Origin of the sequence: Kitasatospora sp. NPDC056273, from assembly GCF_042268845.1 — a bacterium.
Lineage (GTDB): Bacteria > Actinomycetota > Actinomycetes > Streptomycetales > Streptomycetaceae > Kitasatospora.
Window position 1 is genome coordinate 279,896 of the sequence record NZ_JBHJSJ010000005.1, and the last position, 22,146, is coordinate 302,041.

General features: G+C 75.3%; 19 protein-coding genes. 12 read left to right on the forward strand and 7 right to left on the reverse strand.

Annotation, left to right across the window (positions count from 1 at the left end):
- Window positions 1-185: 185 nt before the first annotated feature.
- The 4 genes from ACFCY1_RS07255 (at window position 186) to ACFCY1_RS07270 (ending at window position 10,040) form a co-directional block, all read left to right on the forward strand.
- The gene (locus tag ACFCY1_RS07255; protein WP_375873852.1) at window positions 186-3,278 is read left to right on the forward strand and encodes an amino acid adenylation domain-containing protein; all 3,093 of its coding nucleotides are present in this window, start codon (window positions 186-188) and stop codon (window positions 3,276-3,278) included.
- A gap of 54 nt (window positions 3,279-3,332) precedes the next feature.
- A complete protein-coding gene (locus ACFCY1_RS07260; RefSeq protein WP_375873853.1) occupies window positions 3,333-5,183 on the forward strand; it encodes an amino acid adenylation domain-containing protein in 1,851 nt (616 codons plus the stop codon).
- 76 nt (window positions 5,184-5,259) lie between these two features.
- Window positions 5,260-7,185 carry a non-ribosomal peptide synthetase gene (locus ACFCY1_RS07265; RefSeq protein ID WP_375873871.1) on the forward strand — a complete coding sequence of 642 codons (1,926 nt, stop codon included), beginning with the start codon at window positions 5,260-5,262 and terminating at the stop codon, window positions 7,183-7,185.
- Window positions 7,182-10,040: a condensation domain-containing protein gene (locus ACFCY1_RS07270; protein WP_375873854.1), complete on the forward strand. Its 2,859-nt coding sequence runs from the start codon at window positions 7,182-7,184 to the stop codon at window positions 10,038-10,040. The genes ACFCY1_RS07265 and ACFCY1_RS07270 overlap by 4 nt, the downstream gene beginning before the upstream one ends.
- 50 nt (window positions 10,041-10,090) lie before the next feature.
- Here ACFCY1_RS07270 and ACFCY1_RS07275 read toward each other — a convergent pair whose 3' ends face one another.
- Entirely contained in the window at window positions 10,091-10,618 is a 528-nt protein-coding gene (locus ACFCY1_RS07275; protein ID WP_375873855.1) for a hypothetical protein, read from the reverse strand.
- A 113-nt stretch (window positions 10,619-10,731) separates the two neighbouring features.
- On the opposite strand from ACFCY1_RS07275, the gene ACFCY1_RS07280 reads away from it, so the two are divergent.
- The 4 genes from ACFCY1_RS07280 (at window position 10,732) to ACFCY1_RS07295 (ending at window position 14,421) form a co-directional block, all read left to right on the forward strand.
- Entirely contained in the window at window positions 10,732-11,565 is an 834-nt protein-coding gene (locus ACFCY1_RS07280; protein WP_375873856.1) for an NAD(P)H-binding protein, read from the forward strand.
- A 335-nt stretch (window positions 11,566-11,900) separates the two neighbouring features.
- The gene (locus ACFCY1_RS07285; protein WP_375873857.1) at window positions 11,901-12,737 is read left to right on the forward strand and encodes an NmrA family transcriptional regulator; all 837 of its coding nucleotides are present in this window, start codon (window positions 11,901-11,903) and stop codon (window positions 12,735-12,737) included.
- A gap of 179 nt (window positions 12,738-12,916) precedes the next feature.
- On the forward strand, window positions 12,917-13,519 hold the full coding sequence (locus tag ACFCY1_RS07290; protein WP_049653286.1) for a DUF1772 domain-containing protein: 603 nt from the start codon (window positions 12,917-12,919) through the stop codon (window positions 13,517-13,519).
- Between the two features lie 206 nt (window positions 13,520-13,725).
- Window positions 13,726-14,421, forward strand: a complete 696-nt coding sequence (locus ACFCY1_RS07295) for a polysaccharide deacetylase family protein (RefSeq protein WP_375873858.1) — start codon at window positions 13,726-13,728, stop codon at window positions 14,419-14,421.
- Window positions 14,422-14,570: 149 nt separating this feature from the next.
- On the opposite strand, the gene ACFCY1_RS07300 is transcribed toward ACFCY1_RS07295, so the two are convergent.
- Window positions 14,571-15,038 carry a DUF1772 domain-containing protein gene (locus ACFCY1_RS07300; protein WP_310593231.1) on the reverse strand — a complete coding sequence of 156 codons (468 nt, stop codon included), beginning with the start codon at window positions 15,036-15,038 and terminating at the stop codon, window positions 14,571-14,573.
- 219 nt (window positions 15,039-15,257) lie between these two features.
- Here ACFCY1_RS07300 and ACFCY1_RS07305 point away from each other — a divergent pair, with 219 nt between their 5' ends.
- From ACFCY1_RS07305 to ACFCY1_RS07320, 4 genes are all read left to right on the forward strand, one after another.
- A complete protein-coding gene (locus tag ACFCY1_RS07305; protein WP_375873859.1) occupies window positions 15,258-16,265 on the forward strand; it encodes an AraC family transcriptional regulator in 1,008 nt (335 codons plus the stop codon).
- A gap of 93 nt (window positions 16,266-16,358) precedes the next feature.
- On the forward strand, window positions 16,359-16,937 hold the full coding sequence (locus ACFCY1_RS07310) for a TetR/AcrR family transcriptional regulator (protein ID WP_049653293.1): 579 nt from the start codon (window positions 16,359-16,361) through the stop codon (window positions 16,935-16,937).
- Between the two features lie 91 nt (window positions 16,938-17,028).
- The gene (locus tag ACFCY1_RS07315; RefSeq protein WP_375873860.1) at window positions 17,029-18,186 is read left to right on the forward strand and encodes a GDSL-type esterase/lipase family protein; all 1,158 of its coding nucleotides are present in this window, start codon (window positions 17,029-17,031) and stop codon (window positions 18,184-18,186) included.
- A 157-nt stretch (window positions 18,187-18,343) separates the two neighbouring features.
- Complete coding sequence (locus ACFCY1_RS07320; protein WP_375873861.1) at window positions 18,344-18,889, forward strand: hypothetical protein; 546 nt, start codon at window positions 18,344-18,346, stop codon at window positions 18,887-18,889.
- A gap of 107 nt (window positions 18,890-18,996) precedes the next feature.
- On the opposite strand, the gene ACFCY1_RS07325 is transcribed toward ACFCY1_RS07320, so the two are convergent.
- The 5 genes from ACFCY1_RS07325 to ACFCY1_RS07345 form a co-directional block, all read right to left on the reverse strand.
- Window positions 18,997-19,686, reverse strand: a complete 690-nt coding sequence (locus ACFCY1_RS07325) for a hypothetical protein (protein ID WP_375873862.1) — start codon at window positions 19,684-19,686, stop codon at window positions 18,997-18,999.
- 188 nt (window positions 19,687-19,874) lie between these two features.
- The gene (locus ACFCY1_RS07330; protein WP_375873863.1) at window positions 19,875-20,540 is read right to left on the reverse strand and encodes a 4'-phosphopantetheinyl transferase; all 666 of its coding nucleotides are present in this window, start codon (window positions 20,538-20,540) and stop codon (window positions 19,875-19,877) included.
- A gap of 5 nt (window positions 20,541-20,545) precedes the next feature.
- Window positions 20,546-21,469, reverse strand: a complete 924-nt coding sequence (locus tag ACFCY1_RS07335; protein WP_375873864.1) for an alpha/beta fold hydrolase — start codon at window positions 21,467-21,469, stop codon at window positions 20,546-20,548.
- Window positions 21,470-21,503: 34 nt separating this feature from the next.
- Window positions 21,504-21,974 carry an SRPBCC family protein gene (locus tag ACFCY1_RS07340; RefSeq protein WP_074004792.1) on the reverse strand — a complete coding sequence of 157 codons (471 nt, stop codon included), beginning with the start codon at window positions 21,972-21,974 and terminating at the stop codon, window positions 21,504-21,506.
- Between the two features lie 90 nt (window positions 21,975-22,064).
- On the reverse strand, window positions 22,065-22,146 hold an 82-nt coding region (locus ACFCY1_RS07345), incomplete at its 5' end, for a hypothetical protein (RefSeq protein WP_375873872.1).

Below are 22,146 nucleotides of genomic sequence, written 5' to 3' on the forward strand. Positions count from 1 at the left end.
GGATCCCGAACGGCGGATCCGCCATGCCCGTCCGCGCGCGTCCGAAACGCCCCCGGACGGGACCCCCGGGCCCCGGGCCGCACCTCACCCCGGTGCGGCCCGGCCACCGGCCGGTACGGGAACACCCCACGCCCGCTTCCGGCCACCGCAGTGCCGACACAGCCCACCACACAAGGGAATCGACGATGTTCGCACTCTCTCCGTCACAGGAGATCGTCTGGCTGCACGAGCAGATGCTGCCGGGCAGCCGCGCCTACAACTTCACCGCCGTCCTCGACCTGTGGGGCGCTCTCGACCGGGACGCGCTGCACACCGGTCTGGCCGCCGTGCTGGCCCACCACCCGGGTCTGCGACTGGAGTTGGTGCCCAGCCCGGAGGGCCTGCCCGGCCAGCGGGTCGCCGAGGACTGCGAACCGGAGCTGCGCCACAGCGACTTCGCCGCCGAGCAGGACCCGGAGGCCGCCTTCCAGCGGCTGCTCGCCGCCGAGGCCGAGGAGCCGCTGGACACCGGCCGGGCGCCGGTGCTGCGCTGGCACCTGGTCCGGCTCGGCGAGGACCACCACCGGCTGATCCACGTCGAGCACCACCTCGTCCACGACGGCCACTCCTTCGCGATCCTGCTGCGCGACCTGTTCACCGTCTACCGCGCCACCGTCCTCGGCGAGCCGTACCAACTGCCCGTCGCCCCCTCGTACGAGGACCACGCCCGCGCCGCCGCCGACCTCCCCCGGGACCGCGGCCTCGACTTCTGGACCAGGGAGCTGGCCGACGCGCCGCGCGAGGTCACCCTGCCCGGGCTGGCCCGGCCGCGCGCCGAACGGCGCCACCACGGCGGCCAGTTGCGCCAGTCGATCGGCGCCGACCTGGCCGGGCGGCTGCGCGAGCGCAGTAAGGCGGACGGCCACACCCCGTTCAGCACCCTGCTCGCCCTGCTCGCCGAACTGCTGCGCCGGCACAGCGGCCACCGCGAGCTGGTGATCGGCACCGCCGTCGGCAACCGCCCGGAGGGCTTCGAGGGCACCGTCGGCATGTTCGTCAACACCGTCCCGCTGCGCCTGCGGCTCGACCCGACGGTCCCCGGCACCGAGGCCGTCGACGAGGTGACCGACGTCCTGCTGCGCGCGCTGCCGTACCAGGACCTGCCGGTCCAGGAGCTGACCCGCCGGCTCGGCCTGCACACCAGCGGCGCCGACAACCCGCTGTTCAACGTGATGTTCAGCGCGCACGACGCGGCGCTGCCCGACGTCCAGGCGCCCGGTCTCGAGGTCTCGCTGTACGAGGGCTTCAACACCGGCACCACCCGCTTCGACCTCGACCTGGTGCTGCTGCCCGACGACCGCCGGGTGGTCGGCGAGAAGCACGGCGCCGCCGGGATGACCCTGGTCTGGGACTACGACGCCGACCTGTTCCGCGAGTCCGACGCGGTGCTGCTGTCCGAGCGGCTGCTGGAGCTGCTGCGCTGCTACCTGGACCGCCCGCAGACGCCGATCGCCGACCTGGCCCCCGCACCCGAGGCCGCGCAGGCCGCCCCGGCCGCCCCGGTCACCCCCGCCGTGCTCGACCCGGCCGCCGCCCACGACCCGGCCTCGCTCGCCCTGCTGGCCGGCACCGAGCGGATCAGCTACGGCGAACTCGACCGCCGGGTCGCCGAGTTGGTCGAGCGAATGAGCGCCGCCGGCGTCACCCCCGGCCAGCCGGTCGCCGCCGTGCTGCCGCGCGGCGCGGACAGCGTGGTCGCGCTGCTCGCCTGCCTGCGCCACGGCGCCGTGTACGCGCCGCTGTCCACCGAGGACCCGGCCGCCCGGCTCGGGCTGCTGCTGGAGCGGCTGAGCCCGGCGCTCGTCCTCACCACCCGGCAGAGCGCGTCGGCACTGCCGGAGGAGGGCGTCACCCCGGCGCTGCTGGACGGCCCCGAATTCCCGAAGGCCGAGCCCGCCGCCGTGCTGGACGGTGCCGCGTACGTGATCCACACCTCCGGCTCCACCGGCGTCCCCAAGCCCGTCCTGGTCGGCCGCGAGGCCCTCGCCGGGTACGTCGCCGCGATCGTCGACCGCTACCGCCTCACCTCCGCCGACCGGGCGCTGCTGTTCGCCCGGCCGTCCTTCGACGTGGCCCTGGAGGAGGTGCTGCCCGCCCTCGCGGCCGGCGCCGCCCTCGTCGTGCCGCAGCGCGAAGTGCCCACCGGGCCCGAGCTGGTCGCCGTGCTGGCCGCCCGCGGCGTGACCGTCGCCAACCTGCCGACCAGCTACCTGCTCGCCGTCCGCGAGGACCTGCGCGCGGCGCTGGACGACGGCCGCTGGGCGCCCCGGCTGCTGGTGCTCGGCGGCGAGCGGCTGCCCGCCCGGGCGCTGACCGGCCTGACCGGGGCCACCACCGTGCTGAACGCCTACGGCGTCACCGAGGCCACCGTCACCTCCACCGTGTACGAGATCACCGCCGCCGACGTCGCCGAGGACGGCGAGATCCCGCTCGGCGCCGAACTCGACGGCGTGAGCGTCCACGTCCTGGACGACACCCTGCGCCCGCTCGCCCCCGGCTGTGTCGGCGAACTCGTGGTCAGCGGCGGCCTGTTGGCCGAGGGCTACCTCGGCCTGCCGGAGCCCACCGCGGCCCGCTTCACGACCGTGCCCGCGCTCGGCGGCGCCCGGGTGTACCGCACCGGCGACCGCGGCTACCGCGACCTGGACGGGCGGCTGTGCTTCCTCGGCCGCGCCGACAACCAGGTCAAGCTGCGCGGCCACCGGATCGAGCTGGAGGAGATCGAGGCCGCCGCCTCCGCCGAACTCGGCGGCCGCTCCTGCGCGGTGCTGCTGCACACCGACCCGCGGACCGGCCCCCGCCTGGTCGGCTTCCTGGAGGGCGCCGACCGCCCCGACCAGGCCGCCCTGCACGAGGCGCTCGCCCGCCGGCTGCCCGGCGGACTCGTCCCGGCGAGCTGGACGGCCGTCGCCGCGATGCCGACCCTGCCCGGCGGCAAGCCCGACCGCGCCGCCCTCGCCCGCCTGGTGGAGCAGACCCCGGAGCCGCAGGAGGACGCGTCGGGCGAGTTCGCCGACCCCGGCCAGCGGCTGATCGCCGCCGCCTGGCGCGAGGTGCTCGGCCACGACCGCTTCACCGCGGACTCGCACTTCTTCGAGGTCGGCGGCCACTCGCTGCTCGCCGCCCAGCTCGCCGCGTACCTGGAGCCCCACCTCGGCAGCCGCCCGCCGCTGCGCACCCTGTTCCGCCACGCCGTGCTGGCCGACCAGGCCCGCGCCCTCGCCGCGGACGCCAAGTGAACGCGCCTTCCAAGGCATCGAACTGACGGCTCGTCACTTTCTGTGGAGATGATGATGGAACACCTTGGCACGGAACTCCGGAGCACGGACAGCCTGAGTGCGGGCAACCCGGGTACGGGCAGTCTGAGCATCGGCTACGGCCGCCCGCACCAGGACGGCGCGGTGCTCGACCTGTTCACCGCCTGGGCGCACCGCACCCCCGACGCCCCCGCCCTGATCGACGGCGAGCAGGTCTACAGCTACGCCGAACTCGACCGCCTCGCCGACACCGTGGCCGAGGCGCTGCGCGGCAGGGTCGGCCCCGGCGACCTGCTCGGCGTCTGCCTCGCCCACTCGGTCTCGCTGGTCGCCGTCACCCTGGCCGCCGCCAAGCTGGGCGCCGTCCACCTGCCGCTCGGCCCGCGCCCCGGCGAGCGCCGGCTGCGCGCCGTCGCCGAGCAGCTGCGCCCGGCCTGCCTGGTCGGCGAGCCGGACCTGCTGCCGCCCGGCGGCGAGCGGCTGCCGCTGGACCTGCCCACCGCCGGCGTGGTGGCCGCCCTGACCTCCGGCGGGCAGGTGCGCGTCCCGGTCGGCACCCACTACGCGGTGCTCACCTCCGGTTCCACCGGCACCCCGAAGGCCGTCGCCGTCACCGAGCCCGCGCTCGGCGCGCTGCTGCAGTGGTACCGCGGGGCGACCGGCCTCGGCCCCGGGGAGCGGCACAGCCTGCTGATCGGCGTCGCCTTCGACCCGCACGTGCAGGAGCTGTGGGCCGGCCTCACCTCCGGCGCGGCCCTGGTCGTCGCCCCCGAGGCGGTCCGCTGGGACACCGGCGCGCTCACCGACTGGTGGCGCGAGGCCGGCATCACCGTGTCCATCCTGCCCACCCCGCTGGCCGAGCCCGTCCTCGGCCGGCCCTGGCCCGCCGGGCTGGCGCTGCGCCACCTGGTGATCGGCGGCGACCGGCTGCGCCGCGCCCCCGGGCCCGACGTCACCGCGACCGTCCACAACGCCTACGGTCCCGCCGAGGCCACCGTCACCACCACCATGCACACCATGGCCCCCGGCGGGGACCACGGCGCCGGCGCCCCGCCGATCGGCCTGCCGATCGACGGCGTCGTCGTCCTGGTCACCGACGAGGACGGCCGCCCGGTACCGCGCGGCACGGCCGGCGAGCTGCGGATCGGCGGCCGCGGCCTGGCCGCCGGGTACCTCGACCCCGAGCTGACCGCCCGCCGCTTCGTCGACGCGCCCGCCGGCGTGGTCGGCACCGACCGGGTCTACCGCACCGGCGACCGGGTGGTGATGCGGCCGGACGGCGTACTGGAGTTCCACGGCCGCCTCGACGACCAGGTCAAGGTCAGCGGCGTGCGGATCGAACCCGCCGAGGTCGAGGCCGCCTTCGAGCGCGACCCGCAGGTGCGCCGGGCGGTGGTCGCCGCCGAACAGGCGCCGACCGGCGGGGTCCGACTGCTGGCCTTCGTCCACGCCGAGGACGGCGCCGACCCGGCGGCGCTGCTCGACTCCGTCCGGCCCTGGCTGCCCGAGCAGGCCGTGCCCTCCGCCGTCCACCTGGTGGAGCGCTTCCCGCTGGACGCCAACGGCAAGGTGGACCGCCAGGCCCTGCTGGCCGACGTGGCGGTGCCGGACGCGGTCGTGGCGGACGCGGTGGAGGAAGGGCACGGCCCGGTCGAGCGGACCGTGCTGAAGCTCTGCCGCGAGCTGATCGGCCGTGCCGACCTCGGTCCCGAGGACAACTTCCTGGCCGCGGGCGGCAATTCGCTCGCCGCCGCGAGACTGCTGGAGGCCCTGGAGAACGAGTACGGCGTCCGGCTGCGCGCCCCCCTGGTGCTGCGCCAGCCCGACCTGCGGGCCGTCGCCCGGCTGGTCGAGGAACGGGTGGCCGATCTGGCCGCGACCGCCTGACCCCGCCCGAACCTCCTCAGCGGGGCGCCCCGGCCCACCCGGCCGGGGCGCCCGGAAGGGAACCACCGTGACCACCATGTCCTCGCCCGCCGCGACCCCGTCTGCTGTGACCGACCCGCCGGCCCTGCCCACCCTGACCGATCTGCCCGCCCTGGTCGCCCGGCAGGCCGAGAGCCGCCCCGACGCGCTCGCCGTGACCGACGGCTCCACCGTCCTCACCTACCGCGAACTCGTCGACGCCGCAGGCCGGTTGGCCGCCGTCCTGGCCGCCCGGGGGATCGGCCCCGGCAGCGCCGTCGGCCTGCTGTGCGCCCGCTCGACCCGGTACGTCGTCGCCCAGCTCGCCGTCTGGCGGGCCGGCGCCCTGGCCGTCCCGATCGACCCGGCCTACCCGCGCCCGCGGATCGCCGAACTCACCGCCGACGCGGACCTCCGGCTCGTCCTCGGCGACAAGGGGCTGCTCGCCGAGGCCGGGCTCCCCGAGGAGCTCACCCTGGTGCTGACCGAGCGCGGCACCGAGGCCACCGACGGCACGGTGCCCGACGCCGCCGACCCGGCCGCGCCCGCCCTGCTCTACTACACCTCCGGCTCCACCGGCCGCCCAAAGGGCGTCCTCGTCCCGCACCGCGCCGTCGCCGACCTGGTCACCGCCGAGGACGCCGTCGTCCTCGGCCCGCGCGACCGGGTGCTCTTCCACTCCACCGTCTCCTTCGACGGCGCCACCTTCGAACTGTGGGCCCCGCTCGCCCGCGGCGCCGCCGTGGCCGTCTCCCCGAGCGAGCGGCCCAGCGCCGAGGACCTGGTCCGCGACGTCGAGAGCTTCGGCGTCACCACCGTCTTCCTCACCACCGCGCTCTTCCACCACCTGGCCGCCCGGCGCTCCCGGATCTTCGGCGTGCTGCGCACCCTGGTCGTCGGCGGCGAGGCGATCTCCGCCGAGCACGCGGGCGCCGTGCTGCGGGCCTTCCCCTGGCTCGAACTGGTCAACGGGTACGGGCCGACCGAGGCCACCACCTTCACCACCGTCCACCGGGTCACCCCGGCCGACTGCGCCGGCTCCGTCCCGATCGGCCGGACCTTCGGCGGCGCCCGCGCCTACGTCCTGGACGAGGGCCTCGCGCCGGTGGCGCCGGGCGCCGTCGGCGAACTGTGGATCGCCGGCGACCGGCTGGCCCTCGGCTACCTCGACCGGCCGGAGCTGACCGCCGAGCGCTTCCGCGAACTGCCGGGCATCGGACGCGCCTACCGCAGTGGCGACCGGGTCGCCCAACTGCCGGACGGCTCCCTGGAGTACCACGGGCGCACCGACGACCAGGTCAAGGTGCGGGGCTACCGGATCGAACCCGGCGAGGTCGAGCACGCGCTGCTCCAGCTGTCCGAGGTCGCCGAGGCGGCGGTCGTGGTCCGCCGGGCCGGGCAGCCCGACGCCGCGCTCACCGCCTGCCTGGTGCTCGCCGAGGGCGCCCGCCCGGCCGTCGAGGCGCTGCGCGCCCGGCTGGCCGAGCAGCTGCCCGCCCACCTGGTGCCCACCGCCTGGACCGTGCTCGCCGCGCTGCCGCTGACCGGCAGCGGGAAGGTGGACCGGCGGGCGCTGGCCGCCGACGAGCGGGCCGGGGCGCACCCGGCCACGGACGAGACGGCCGTCGGCGGGGCGGCCGACGCGCACCCGCCCGTGAACGAGACGGCCGACGCGCACCCGGCCGGCGGCGGGCCGACCGGGGCACACCCGGCCACCGGCGCCGGCCTCGGCCCGATCCAGCAGGTCGTCGCCGAGGCGTGGAGCCGGGCCCTGGAACGCCCGATCACCGACCCGGCCGCCGACTTCCTCGCCGAGGGCGGCCACTCGCTGCTCGCCATGTGGGTGGTGGACGACCTGCGCGAGGACCTCGGGGTCGAGCTGTCGCTCGCCGACTTCCTCGCCCACCCGACCGTCGCCGCCCAGGCCGACCTGCTGGAACGCGCCCTGCGGGCCGCCGACGACACCCCCGGAGCCGACCGATGAGCACCGTCGACCAGACCGACCTGCTGCGCCGCGCCCGCGACCGCCGCACCGCCACCGCCCCCTCCCGACCCGTCGCGCCCGGCGGCCCGGCCGTACCCGCCGAGCCGGCCCCGCTCTCGCACGCCCAGCAGCGGATGTGGCTGATGGACCACCTCGGCCAGGGCGGCGCCCTCTACAACGTGCCGATCGCCACCCGGCTGCGCGGTCCGCTCGACCAGGCCGCCCTCGCCGCCGCGATCACCGGCCTGACCGAGCGGCACGCCGTCCTGCGCACCCGCTACCCGCGCCGGGGCGACCAGCCCTACCAGCAGACCGACCCGGTCGCCCCGGTGCCGCTGCCGGTGCTGGACGCCACCGGCCCCGAGCAGCTCCTCGCCGAGGCCGCCCGCCCGTTCGACCTCGCCGCCGGCCCGGTGCTGCGCGCCCTGCTGCTGCGGCACGGTCCCGAGGACCACACGCTGCTGCTGACGATCCATCACATCGCGGTGGACGGCGGCTCGCTGCCCTTCATCGCGTCGGATATCGCCGCGCTGTACCGCGCCGGATGCGAGGGGGTTCCGGCCCAACTCCCGTCGGTGGCCCCCTCGTACGCCGACTACGCCCGCCAGGAGCGAGCCCGGGAGGCCGAGTTGACGGCCGCCGCCGACACCCTCGCGGCCGGTCTGTCCGGAGCCCGGCCGCTGTCGCTGCTGCGGCCCGTCCCGCCCGGCGCCCGCGAGCGCCGCGCCGCCCTGCACGCCGCCCCGGTGGACCCCGCCGTCGTGGAGGAGCTGCGCGTTCTCGGCGCGCGGCACGGCGCCACGCTGTACACCGTCGTCCTGGCCGCCGCGTTCGCCGTGCTGCGCACCGCCTCCGGGCAGGACGACCTCGTCCTCGGCTGCGCCAGCGGCCACCGCGCGCGGCCCGAGTTCCGCCGGACCGTCGGCCTCGCCGTCAACACCCTCGCCGTGCGGACGAATCCGTCCGGAGACCCGTCGTTCGCCGAACTGCTCGGTCTCGTCCGCACCGCCCTGCTCGACGCCCAGCAGCACCACGAGGTGCCGTTCGACCTCGTGGTCGAGCGGCTCGGCGCGGCCTCGCGCGGGGCGGACGGCACCCCGCTGCTCTCGGTCAGCTGCGACCTGCTCCGGATCGCCGACCCGCTGGTGCTGCCCGGCCTCGACACCGAGAACGTCGAACTCGACCTGGGACTGGCCAAGTTCGGCCTCACCCTGCTGCTGGAGGACGGCCCGCGGCCGCGCGTCCTGGTCCAGCACGACCGGGACGCGCTGGACGCGACCACCGCCGCCCGGCTCACCGACGCCTTCGCCGCGCTGCTCACCGCCGTGGCCGGCAACCCGGACCTGGCGCTGTCCGCACTGCCCGGCGAGCGGCTGGCCGCCGCCGAACACCCGGTGGTGGCTGCCCTCACGGCCGATCCCGCGGTGGTCGAGGCGGCCGTCGTCGAGCACCCCGACGGCCCGCCGCTCGCCTACGCGGTGGTGCGCGGGCCCGTCGCGCCGACCGGCAGCGCCCTGCGGGCCGCCCTGCGCGGGCGCCTGCCGGCCGCCGAACTGCCGCGCGCGGTCACCCTGCTGGACCGGCTGCCCCGCCTCCCCGACGGCACCCCGGACCGCGACCGGCTGCCCGGCGCGGGCCCGCAGCCCGGCACCGCCGCACTTTCCGGCACCGCTCCGCTGTCCGGTGCCGCTCCGCTGGAGGGCGGCCCGCTGGACGTCGTCCGGCAGGCGTTCGGCGAACTGCTCAGCGCGACCCCGCCCGCCGACGGCGACTTCTTCGCCCTCGGCGGCCACTCCCTCATCGCCGTCCAGCTCGCCGAACGCCTGCGCACCCGCACCGGGCTGCCGCTCACCGGCCTCGACATCCTGGAGCAGCGCACCCCGCGTGCCCTCGCCGCCCTGCTCGCCACCCGCGCGGACGAGCGCAGCGCCGCCCTCGCCCAGGCCGGCGCCCGCCCGCGGAGCACCGGTGCCCGCACCGGCACCGTCCTGCTCACCGGCGCCACCGGAGGGGTCGGCGCGGCCGTGCTCCAGGAGCTGATGGCCCAGGGCCGACCGGTCCGGGTACTGGTCCGGCCCGAGTCCGCGCACCTGCCCGCGCTGAACGGCGCCGAGGTGGCGGAGGGCGACCTCGGCGACCTCGACAGCCTGCGCCGGGCCGTCGAAGGCGTCGACGCCGTCATCCACTCCGCCTGCACCTTCACCGACCACGCCACCGACCTCGCCGCGATGCGCGCGCTGGTCGACGGCTGGCGGGGCGGCCCGTTCGTCTTCGTCAGCAGCATCGACGCATACGGCCGCCCGCCGGGCACCGAGGTCCCCGAGGGCGGCCCCAGCGGCGCGCCGGTCACCCCGTACGGGCAGGCCAAGCTGGACAGCGAGCGGATCCTCTTCGAGGCCGCCGCCACCGGCCGCGGCCAGGCCGTCGCCGTCCGCGCCCCGATCGTCTGGGGCCCGCACCACCGCCTGCGCGACCAGCTCCGCTGGGGCTCCACCGGCGCCCTCTACCAGGCCGCCCTGGCCGGACGCCCGATCGGCCTGCCCGCCGACGACGAGTGGTACGGCGCGTCCTGGGTGCACGCCTCCGCCCTGGCCCGCGCCCTCACCGCCTGCCTCACCCCCGACCACCCCGCCGCCGGCCGGGTCGTCAACGCGGTCAGCGGACACGTCTCCTGGCCCGACTTCACCGCCGAACTGGTCCGCCTGCTCGGCTCCGACAGCCCCATCACCACCGCCCCCGACGCCGACGAGGACCTCCGCCGCCCCTGGCACTACCGCGCGGACACCCTGGCCGGCCCCCTCGCCCCCGAGCCCGGCGAGGACTGGCGCAGCGTCCTGGCGGCCATGGTCCGCTGAGCCCCCGCCGCGGGCGGAGGAGTCCGGCAATCCGGTCTCCTCCGCCCGCGCTACCGGACCTGCCGCAGCCGGGCCGTGGCGACGTTGCGAGTGCGCCGGGTGCGGCCGCGCTCGGCGAGCAGGCCCAGGACCGGCCGGGCGTTCGACTCCTCGGCGAGGTGCTCCTGGAGCCGGTTCTCCGCCGCGAGCACCTGCTCCTCCGTCCATGGCTCGTCCAGGGTCACCGCCCGCAGCAGCGCCCAGTCCCGCAGGCGGCGGGCGGCGAAGGCGTCGGCGGCCACGACGCCCGACAGCTCCCGGTGCCAGGCCGGGAAGCCCGGGGCCGTGAGCAGTTCCGCCGCCCGCCGGTCCAGGTACTCGCAGACGGCGCCGCTCGCCATTGAGCGCTCGGGGTCGGTGAGCACCCGGGCGGCGAGGCCGGCCGCCTCCTCGGGTGCCACCGTCGCGAAGGCCCGGCGGTACCGGGCGAACCGTACGTGCTCGTCCGGATCGAAGCCCGCGGCACCGGCTGCCACCGTCCCGGTCACCGAGGTCTCCTCTTCCGTCCTGCCGTGGCCGGGGTGGTCCACGGCCGTCACCTGCCCGATTCTCGCACGGCCGCCGGGCGCCCTCTCGGCGATCTCGTTGACCTCAAGCCCGCTTGAGCTCCTAGCCTTCCTCCGACCAGTCGTCAGATGACAGGAGAAGGCAGATGATTCTTGTGACCGGAGCCACCGGAAACATCGGACGCGCCCTGCTGGAGGACCTGCGGGCGCACGGAGCGGGTCCCCTCCGAGGCCTCACCCGTGACGCCGCCCGGGCCCGGTTCCCCGAGGGGGTGGAGGTGCGCGAAGGCGACTTCGCCGACCCGGCCGCCCTGGCGTCCGCCCTCGACGGGGTGCGCTCGCTGTTCCTGGTGTCGCGGATCGGCTCCGACGCCGAGATCCTCGCCGCCGCCCGCCGGGCGGGTGTCGAGCACGTGGTGCTGGTGTCGTCCATCACCGTCCAGACGCATCCGCATCTGGGCCCCGCCCGCGAGAACGCCGCCGTCGAGCGGCTGCTCATGGACAGCGGCATGGCGTGGACGGTGCTCCGGCCGACGCAGTTCGCCTCGAACGCCCTGTGGTGGGCGTCGGCGGTCCGCGAGCGCCGGACGGTCCGCGTGCCGTACGCGGACACCGGGCTGCCCACCGTCCACCCCGCGGACATCGCGGCGGTGGCGCGCGTGGCGCTCACCGAACCCGGCCACCGGGGACGGACCTACGCGCTGACCGGCCCGCGGCTGGTGACGGCCCGGCAGCAGCTGGAGGCCGTCGCGGCGATCCTGGGGCGGGAGGTGCCCGTCGCGGAGACCGGCCGTGCGGAGGCCCACCGGGAACTGTCCGCGCTCCTGGGGGCCGAGGCCGCGGACGCGGTGCTGGACGTGACGGGCGGCGACGTCAACGACGAGCTGCTGGAGGTGCGCGACACCGTCGAAGCGGTCACCGGATCCCCCGCCAGGCCCTTCCACCGCTGGGTCTCCGAGAACATCGCCGCCTTCCGCTGAGCCGCCCCCCGGCAGCGCCCCCGCCCGGCTCCGGGTGCTCAACCGATGGCCACCACCCGGGCCCACTCCGGCGGAGTGTCCGGCCGGATGCTCAAGGGCTGCTGGAGGAGGGGTCGAGACGGGTGGTTCGTGGGGGCTTGGGTGTGTTCTGGTGGAGGGCGGAGGGGGCGCGACGGGGGTGTAGACGCTCGCGCATGGAACTGAGTGCGGAGGCTATGGTTCGCCGGCCCGGAGTGGCCTTGACTGGTGAGCACAAGGACGGACGCGCAGGGTTCACGAACACCGGCGGGTCCGCCGATCCGAACAGGCTCCTACTCCGAGTGAGGGTGATTGTGATGGCTGGTGTGGTGGATCTCGCGGTCGAGTCCGGTGTCGTGCTGGTGGTCGGTGGGACGGGGAAGACGGGTCGGCGGGTGGCGGACCGGCTGACGGCGCTGGGGTACGGGGTGCGGGTGGGGTCGCGTTCGGGTGCGGTGCCGTTCGACTGGCACGACGAGGGGACGTGGGAGGGGGCGTTGGAGGGTGTGAGTGCGGCGTATCTGACGTACTACCCGGATCTGGCGTTCCCGGGTGCGGTGGAGGCGGTGGGGGCGTTCTCGCGGTTGGCGGCGGAGCGCGGGGTGGGGCGGCTGGTGCTGCTGTCGGGGCGCGGTGAGGAGGCCGCGGAGGCGGGGGAGAAGGCGGTGATGGAGTCGGGGGCCGCGTGGACGGTGGTGCGGTGCGCGTGGTTCAACCAGAACTTCAGTGAGTCGTTCTTCCTGGAGCCGGTGCTGGAGGGGGAGTTGGCGTTGCCGGTGGGTGGTGCGGTGGAGCCGTTCGTGGACGTGGAGGACATCGCGGACGTGGCGGTGGCGGCGTTGACGGAGGCGGGGCACGCGGGGGAGGTGTACGAGCTGACGGGGCCGCGGCTGCTGTCGTTCTCGGACGTGGCGGTGGAGCTGTCGGCGGCGACGGGGCGTGAGGTGCGGTTCGAGGCGGTGTCGGAGGAGTCGTACCGGGGGGTGCTGGAGGCGGCGGGGCTGCCGGCGGACTTCGCGGAGCTGTTCTCGGTGATCCTGGACGGCCGCAACGCGTCGCTGGGCGACGGGGTGCGGCGGGCGTTGGGCCGTGAGCCGCGGGACTTCGCCGACTACGCCCGCGAGGCCGCCGCCTCGGGCGTGTGGAACGCGTGACCAGCCAGAAGGGCAACACCTGCCGTCCGTACGGCAGTCCACTTGATCGTCGGTGCCGGGCGGCGCCGACCGCCTGACCGAACACCCGGCCCCGGCCGGGAGCGGTGAGGAGGCCGGCGGCCCGGACACCGGGAGGGTCCCCGCGTCGGGCGGGGACCGGGGAGACCGAAGGAAAACCGATGCGCTCGAATCAGACCGCGACCCCTGCTTCCTACACCGCCGCACAGTCCTTCACCGGCCTCGCGCCGGGCGGTACGGCCCCGGCCGTGCCCGCCACCCGGAGCAAGGCCGCCGGGCCGCTCCTGGTGGGCGCCACCGTCGCGATGGGCCTGATGGCGGGCCTGTTCTTCGCCTTCGACGTCTCGGTGATGCCGGGCCTCGCGGCGGGCGACGACCACACCTACGTGGCGGCGATGCAGCAGATCAACAAGGCGATCGACGGGAACGGGCTGTTCGGCCTGGTCTTCGTCGGCGCGTTCCTCGCCACCGGCATCGCCGCCTGGCTCCAGCACAAGGCCGGACGGCGCCAGGCCGCGCTCTGGGCGGCGGCCGCGACGGCGCTGTACGTGGTGGCGCTGATCGTCACCATGGGCGTCAACATCCCGCTCAACAACGAGCTGGCGGCGGCCGGCGACCCGGCGCAGATCCACGACCTGGCCGCCGTACGGGCCAAGTTCGCGGACACCTGGGTCCCGGTCAACATGCTCCGCACCGCGCTCTGCGCCGGCGGACTGTTCGCGCTGACCCGCTCCCTGGTGCTGCACGGCCGCGCGGGGCGCTGAACGCCGAACCCCCGCACCGCGCCCCCGGCGGAACCCCGCCGGGGGCCTCGGCATGTCCGATACCCGCGGTGCCCGGCGGTGCTCGGCACCCGGTGCACCCACTGGCCGGTTCCGTTCGCTCGCGATCGACGGAGGGTCGCGGCGGACGGCCCCTCGGGAGCAGACTGGCGGCCGGTGCACGGGAGTTCCGACCGCAGGGGGCAGACATGACCGTACGACCCGGCAGGCGAACGGCAGTCGGCAGGATCCGGACCGCGATCGGCGCGCTCGTCGTCGCCCTGGCGGCGGGAGCGGCGGTCGCCCTGCCCGTCACCGGGGCGGAGGCGGCCGGTGCCAACGGCGGCAAGGTGGTCTACCTGACCTTCGACGACGGCCCCAGCCCCGCCTACACGCCCAAGGTCCTGGCGACGCTCGCCCGGTACGGGGTGCGCGCGACCTTCTTCGAGATCGGGCAGAACGTCGCCGCCCACCCCTCCGTGACCGCGCAGGTCGCCAAGCAGGGCCACAGCGTGCAGAACCACTCCTGGTCGCACCCGGACCTGCGCAAGCTCTCCGCCGCCGCGCTCGACGCGCAGGTGGCCGACACCGACCGGGCGATCCGCGCGCGGACCGGCCGCACGCCGAGCTGCCTGCGCCCGCCGTACGGCGCGGTGAACAGCACGGTGCGCTCGAAGGCCGCGGCGCTCGGCAAGCAGGTCGTGCTCTGGTCGGTGGACCCGGCGGACTGGTCCCGCCCCGGCACGGCCGCGATCCGGTCACGGGTGCTGGACAACGTCCGTCCCGGATCGGTGGTCCTGATGCACGACGGCGGCGGCGACCGCAGTCAGACGGTGGCTGCGCTGCCGACGATCATCTCCACGCTCAAGGCGCGCGGGTACGGCTTCGCCACCCTCTGCGGCTGAGTCGGGCCGGCGGCAGAGGGTGGCGGGGGACGGGCGGCGCGCTGGGGCCGCCCGTCGAACGGGCTCGGCAAAGCTGCTGAGCGGGTCCGGGCCGGCCGTCGAAGGGGCTCGGCCCGGTCGGCTCCGCCCGTCGAGCGGGTCGGGGCCGGTCAGCTCTGCCCGTTGAGGATCAGCGCCCACGCGAGGCAGGCCAGCGCGCCGGTCGACAGCAGGGTGCGCAGCACGTTGAAGCGCACCCATCGCGCCTCGAAGCGGCTGCGCACCGCGGCCGGGTCGGCGATCCGCTGGGGCGACCCGGCGGCCTCGAGCTCGTCGTTCAGCGGGATGTTGACCGAGCGGGTCACCCCGATCATCGCGATGTACAGCACGAGGGCGGCGATGGTCGCGGGCAGGACGTCGTGCCCGTCCGAGGGCAGGTGCAGGGCGACCGCGGCCGCGGTGGCGAGCAGGGCGCCGACGAAGCCGAGGACGAACCAGCCGTTCAGGATCGCCTTGTTGATGCGCTGCATGACCTCGATGAAGGTCCGGTCCTCGGCCCGCGCGAGCGCGGGCATGACCGAGCAGGAGAATCCGTAGAACAGTCCCGCGGTCAGTCCACAGGTGACAGTGGCCGCCACCAGGACGAGTGTGCGTGCCGTTTCCATCGTCGTGAGCCCCTCACTTCTCGCTGTCGGTACCGCTGTACTGCCGTACCGCCGTATCGCGTTCGCCGTGTCTCGGTCCATACCCCGTGGGCAGATCATCCGGCATCGGGGCGGTGCGGGCCACCTCGATCACTCAAGAGTCTCTCAAATGACGAAGCGTCAAATGATGTGCCGACGTCTACACTTGGCGGCATGGACACTCTGACGGGACTCCTCGACGGCCCCAAGGCCCGTGGCGCGTTCCTGCTGCGCTCCATCCTCACCCCGCCGTGGTCGCTGCGGATCGAGGACCGGGCCCCGCTCTCGGTCGTGACGATGGTCCGCGGCGACGCCTGGATCCTGCCCGAGCGCGGCACCCCGCTGCTGCTGCACCCCGGGGACGTGGCGATCGTGCGCGGCCCGGAGCCGTACACCGTGGCGGACGATCCGGACACCCCGGTGGACGTGATCGTCGGCCCGGGCCAGGTCTGCACCAAGGGCGGGGTGGACGTCTCCGAGGTGATGTCGCTCGGCGTCCGGACCTGGGGCCAGGGGCGGGAGGGCGACCGGGCCTCCTCGGTGGTGCTGTCCGGCACCTACCAGGCCGAGCACGAGATCGGCCAGCGGCTGCTGGGCTGCCTGCCCGCGCTGCTGGTCCGCCCGGCCGGCACCGGCGCGGACGACACCCTGGTGCACCTGCTGGCCGCCGAGATAGGGCGCAACGAGCCCGGCCAGGAGCTCGTCCTGGACCGCATCCTGGACCTGCTGGTGGTCTCCGTGCTGCGCTCCTGGCTGGCCGCCCCCGACTCCGGTGCCCCTGCCTGGTACCGCGCCCAGCACGACCAGGTGGTCGGCCCGGTGCTGCGGCTGATGCACGACGATCCGGCCACCGCGTGGACGGTCGCCGACCTGGCCCAGCGGGTCGGCGTCTCCCGGGCCGGCCTGGCCCGCCGCTTCACCGCCCTGGTCGGCGAGCCCCCGATGGCGTACCTGGCGGGCTGGCGCCTGGCGGTCGCCGCCGACCTGCTGCGCGAGCCCGAGTGCACCGTCGCCTTCGCCGCCCGCAAGGTCGGCTACAGCAACGCCTTCGCGCTCTCGGCGGCCTTCAAGCGGGTGCGCGGCGTCAGTCCGCAGGAGCACCGCCGGCTGGCCGCCACGGGCAGCCAGCCGCAGGCGGCGGGCTTCTCGGGGCCGGCGGAGACGGTGATCCTGGCGGGCTGAGCGGGCTGATCAGGTCGTTTCCATTTGCCTAAACCATTTAGGAAATCCCATACTGTCCGTACGCCACCGACGCGACCGTACGGGAGAACACACATGGCACGGGCAGGGCTGACCGTCGAACGCCTGGTCGTCGCGGGCGCCGAACTCGCCGACGAGGTCGGCTTCGACCAGGTGACCGTCGCCGCGGTCGCCCGCCGCTTCGGCGTCCGGACGGCCAGCCTCTACTCCCACCTCAAGAGCTCCCAGGACCTCAAGACCCGGATCGCCCTGTACGCCCTGGAGGAACTCGCCGACCTCGTCGCCGACGCCCTCGCCGGCCGGGCGGGCCGCGACGCGCTCGCCGCCTTCGCGGACGCCTACCGCGACTACGCGGCCCGCCACCCCGGCCGCTACGACGCCACCCGCCTGCGCCTGGACGCCGAGACGGCCGCCGCCAGCGCGGGCGTCCGGCACGCCCAGATGTCCAGGGCGCTCCTGCGCGGCTACGACCTGGGCGAACCGGAGCAGACCCACGCGGTGCGGATGCTCGGCAGCGTCTTCCACGGCTACATCAGCCTGGAGGCGGCCGGCGGCTTCAGCCACACCGCCGTCGACGCGCGGCAGTCCTGGGACTGGATCATCGACTCCCTCGACGCGCTGCTGCGCTCGGGCGGAGTCCGTACGACCGGCTGACCTGCCTCCCGTACGACCAGTCCGGCCATCCGCCCATGAGCCCGGTCTGACGACCAGGCGACCCGACGAACCGACGAACCGAAGAAGCATCATGACCACGATCACCACCCCCGTCACCGAGGACCTCCTCCACGGCCACCTCGACGTCGAACACACCCGCCGCGGCCTGCTGCCGCACCGCCTGCCCGCCGCCGCCCGCCGACGGATCCCGGACGAGCAGCTCGCGATGGCCGAGTCCCAGCCCTCCGGCGTCCGGCTGGCCTTCCGCACCCGCGCCACCACGATCACGCTGCACGCCGTCCCCACCAAGCGCGCCTACCCGGGCGTCCCGAACGTCCCGGACGGCGTCTACGACCTGCTGGTGGACGGCCGGCTCACCGCGCAAGCCGGCGTCCCCGGCGGCAACCTGCGCACCGTCGACCTCGCCACCGGCCGCTTCGAACTGACCGAAGGGCCGTCCGGCAGCGCCCGGTTCACCGGCCTGCCGGAGCGGGACAAGACCGTCGAGATCTGGCTCCCGCACACCGAGACCACCGAACTGATCGCCCTCGACACCGACGCCCCGGTCGAGCCGGTCCCGGCCGGCACCCGCAAGCGCTGGCTGCACCACGGCAGTTCGATCAGCCACGGCTCCAACGCCGCCCACCCCACCGGCACTTGGCCCGCCCTGGTCGCCAACCGCGCGGGCCTGGACCTGACCAACCTCGGCTTCGGCGGCGGCGCCCTGCTCGACCCCTTCACCGCGCGCACCATCCGCGACACCCCCGCGGACCTGATCAGCCTCAAGCTCGGCATCAACCTGGTGAACACCGACCTGATGCGGCTGCGCGCCTTCACCCCGGCCGTCCACGGCTTCCTGGACACCGTCCGGGACGGCCACCCGAGCACGCCACTGCTGCTCGTCTCCCCGCTGCTCTGCCCGCTCCACGAAACCGTGCCGGGCCCGCTCGCCCCCGACTTCAGCAGCGGCACCCTCCGCTTCCGAGCCACCGGCGACCCCGCCGACGTCGCCGCCGGCCGGCTCACCCTCACCGTCATCCGCGCCGAACTGGCCCGCATCGTCGCCGACCGCCGGGCCGACGGCGACCACCACCTCCACCACCTGGACGGCCTGGCCCTCTACGGCGAGCCCGACCACGAGGCCCACCCGCTCCCCGACGGCCTCCACCCCTCCCCGGAGGCCCACCGGCTGATCGCGGAGCGCTTCGCCGACCTCGCCCTCGCCCCCGGAGGCGCCCTGGCGCCGTGACGAGCCGTGACCCGTCGGGACCCGCCGCGGCCGCCTCCCGCCGGGAGCGGCCTCCCGGCTCCGGGGCCGGTCGCACGAGCAGTCAGTTCCCTGTGCTGTACTACGTGCTCCTCCGTACACCACGTACACCGTGCACCACTTCCGGAGCCACCTCTCGATGAGCACCACCTGCCCGACCTGCGCCGCAGCAGACGAAACCGTCACCGTGCGCCTCGCCCTCCTGGACTCCGACCGGCCGCTCGACCCGCCGACGCGGGAGCTGCTGACGATGCCGTCCGAGCCCCGGGGCACGAGCGGGGCCGCGATCGCCCTCTTCGTCCTGGCCGGCCTCATGGGCCTGCTGGGACTGACCACACTGGGCTCCGGCGACAAGGCCGCCGACGTCGACGACGCCGCGTACCAGCTCGGCTACCACTACGGCGCGTTCCTCTTCGCCGCGGTCCTGCTGGGCATCGGACTCGCCGTCCACTTCGCCCACCGGAGCCGGCGGAGCGACGCGGCGGACCAGTGGCCGCGGACCTACGAGCAGTGGCAGCAGCTCCACCAGGTGTGGCGGGCGACCTGGCTGTGCCGGCGCTGCCGCGTCGTGTTCCGCCCCGACTCCGCCGCCTCCTCCGCGATACCCGCGGAGCAGTTCCCGCAGTGGTCGGTGGCCGTCGCGCGACAGGACGACCGCCCCGGCGCCCCGAGCACGGCGGCCTGACCGGCTGCCCGACCACGTCGGTTCGGCCGTCCACCCGGCAGCCGGCCCCCCGGAGGCCGCATCACGTGCCGCCGCCGGGGCGGCCCGGCCGGGTCGGGTCCGTCGCCTCAGGCCCGGCGCCTCAGGAACGCACTGATCTCGTACGGCCCCTGCCGCGCGAGTCCGACCAGCGGCTCCAGGTAGCCCAGCCACGGCGCGTCGAAGCCCTCCGGAGCCGCCACCGACAGACGGCTCCGAGCCGCGGCGACCCGTCCTGCGGCGGCCGGCAGCGCCTCGTCCTCCAGGCACCCGTACGCCTGCTCCACGAGTGCGGCCATCCTCCGCCGCCCCTTGCGGGCATGCGCCTGCTCGGCGCCGTCGCGGGCCACGAGCAACTGCTCGACCGGGATGGTGACCGCGGCTTCGAACGTGCCGAGCAGCGGCTCCTCGCACAGCTGCCCCACCACGCCCTCGGACAGCGGCGGGTTGCCGGCGACCAGCCGGTCCAGCACGGTGATGCCCAGCACCGCGTACGCGCTGGCCGTACGCCACAGCAGCACCTCCACCGCCTGCGAGAACTCGAAGGCCGCGCCGTTCAGTTCCCGCGCGACCTCGTAGTCGAGCCGCGGCGCCACCCCGTCGTCCCCGTCGTCGCGGCGGCCCTCGGCGGCGTCGGCCGCGTACCTCAACCGCATCTCCACGGCGAGCGCCGAGCGCCACTCCGCGTGCAGGCCGCTGACCGTGCCGTGCATCGCCGCCAGCGCGCCGTGCTCGGCCTCCGTCAACCCGTCCAGGGCCTTCCTGCTCGGGAAATCCACCTCAGCGCCCTTCCGTCCGCCGACAACGTCGGGGCCACGCTAGAGCCCCGCCGCGCCCGCCGCAGGCGAACCGGCCGCGCGCCACACCGATCAGCGCGAAACCCCGTAGCCCCGCCCCTCGTTCGGCACCAGCCGTACCGGCGTCGAACGAGGAGCGGGGCGGGCGTGGTCCACAGGCGGCGGGCGTCTCACGCGGCGGCCGCCCGGGACGGCGGGAGGGCGAGCGCGGTGACGACCGTGCCGCGGTGCACGCCCCAGGAACCGGTGCGGACGGCCGGGAGGTGCGGGTGCCGGGCGGTGAAGGTGCCGTCGGCGTGCACGGTGACGGCGATGGCCGCGAGTGGAGCCCAGGTGCCGGTCAGCGGATGGACGGCCTTGTAGGCGGCCTCCTTGGCGCTGAACAGGACGGTGTCCCACGGGGCTTGGCCCTCAGGCAGCGCCGCCAGGCCGCCGCGTTCGGACGCGCTGCTGACCAGCTGCAGCACGCCCCGGGGAAGCGGCCGGGCGGGCTCGGCATCGATCCCGAGCGAGGTGAGCCGCCCGGTACCGGCGACCGCGCAGGCCGTGTACCCGTCCGTGTGGGTGATGCTGCCCGTGACACCCACCGGCCACCGGGGCGCCCCGCCGGGCCCCGGCAGCAGCGGCACCGGCGGGTGCCCGAGAGCGCCCAGCGCCTGGCGGGCGAGTGCCCGGGCGGTGGCGAACTGCCGTCGGCGGCGCGGCGAACGGTCCTGGATGTACGCCGCCTCCAACGGCAGCAGTCGCTCCTCGGACGGGTCACCGAAGGACTCGGCACAGTGGACGTGGGGCGGGAGCAGCGCGGCCAGGACGCCGACGGGGGCGGTGGTGGTCACGGTCGTCAGCGGCCGGCCGTGACCAGCAGGTGGACGTGGTGCGCGACGTGCTGCGGGGCCTCCAACGGCACCATGTGGCCGGTGCCGGGAATCCGGTGCAGCTCGGCGTGCGGCAGCGCCGAGGCGAGCTCCTGGCTGAAGCTGGGCTTCACGATCTTGTCCTCGGTCCCGGTGATGACCGCCGTCGGCGCGGTGATCCCGGCCAGGCCCGCGCGCTGGTCCATCTCCTGGGTCGACGCGAAACAGGCGGCCCGGACCGCCGGCACCGTGGCGGCGAACAACCGGCGGTTGGCCTCCCGCGCCGCCAGGGTGGCACTCGGCCCGTGCGTCCCACCGAGCAGCCGACGGCCCAGCCACGGCGTCCCCAGGGCCCGGCTGAACAGCTTCGACCCCATCATCTTGACCTCGTTCGCCGGCGTGTTCTGCCCGTGCGAAGCCGTCGACACCAGCACAAGTCCCGCCAACCGCTTGACACTTGCCCCGCCCCTCGCGGCGGACGGCCCGTTCGCGGACGGCCCGGTCGCGGACAGCCCCGCCGCCCAGGCCAGCGCCGCGTACCCGCCACCGGAGTGCCCCACCACCACGACCGGCCGCTCCGGCGTGGTGAGCGTCCCGACCACGGTGTCCAGGTCCCGCGCCAGCCGCTCGACGCCGATCGGCTCCCGCCCGGCCGTCGACGAGGCGTGACCGCGCTGGTCGTACGTGGCCACCGTGTGCCCGGCCGCCGCCAACTGGCTCGCGGTGGCGTGCCACACGGTCCGGGACGCGGCCCAGCCGTGGACGAGCACCACCAACGGCCGGCTCGGGTCGGGCTCGCCCGGCTGGTGGACGGTGATGGCGAGCCGCGCGTGGTCGTCGGTGGTCGCGGTGTGGTCGGTGGTGGTGACGGCGTGCCGGGTGGGCAGCGTGCGGATCTCGGTGATGGTCACGGCGGGCCTCCTCTTCCTCTTCCGGTGACGGTTCTTACTTCTGGTTGTCGAGGTGGTGGCGGAGGTTGCTCAGGGCCCGCTGGGTGGCGGTGGTGTGCTTGGCGGTGAGGTTGGTCAGCTTGTGGAGGAACTTGGCGAGGCCGTGCGGGGTGGTGGCGAAGGTGACGGTGAGCAGGGTCTGGGCGCCGTCGTTGTGGGGCGTGAGCTGGTACGTCGTCGTGCCGTGGAAGTGGCCGGTGTGGCTCTGGGTCAGCCGGGCGTCGGGCGTCGCGTGGGTGGTCGTGGAGGTGAACCGGAGCTTGGGACCGGGCTTCCCGACGCCACCCGTGTGGACGGTGGTCGTGGTGGTGCCGCCCTCCTGCTGGGGGCCGGTGGGACCGGGCTGGTGGGTGTTGTGGGGGTGCCACCAGGTGGTCCTGCCGTTGAGTTCGTCGACGATGGCCTCCCAGACGGCGTGGGTGGGGTGGTCCAGGATGGCCCGGTCGGTGTGGTGAATGGCGTGCATGGGGAATTCGGCCTTTCGGTCGGCGAACGGGGGCGTGCGACGGGGGATTTCCTATTTCTCCGGACGTGGATTCCGGGTGTTTTTTGTGTGTTAGGGGAAGATGTTTTGGCCGGGGGTGAGGGTGTGGGTGGGGTCGTAGGTGTTTTTGGCGTTGGTGAGGGTGGTCCAGTGG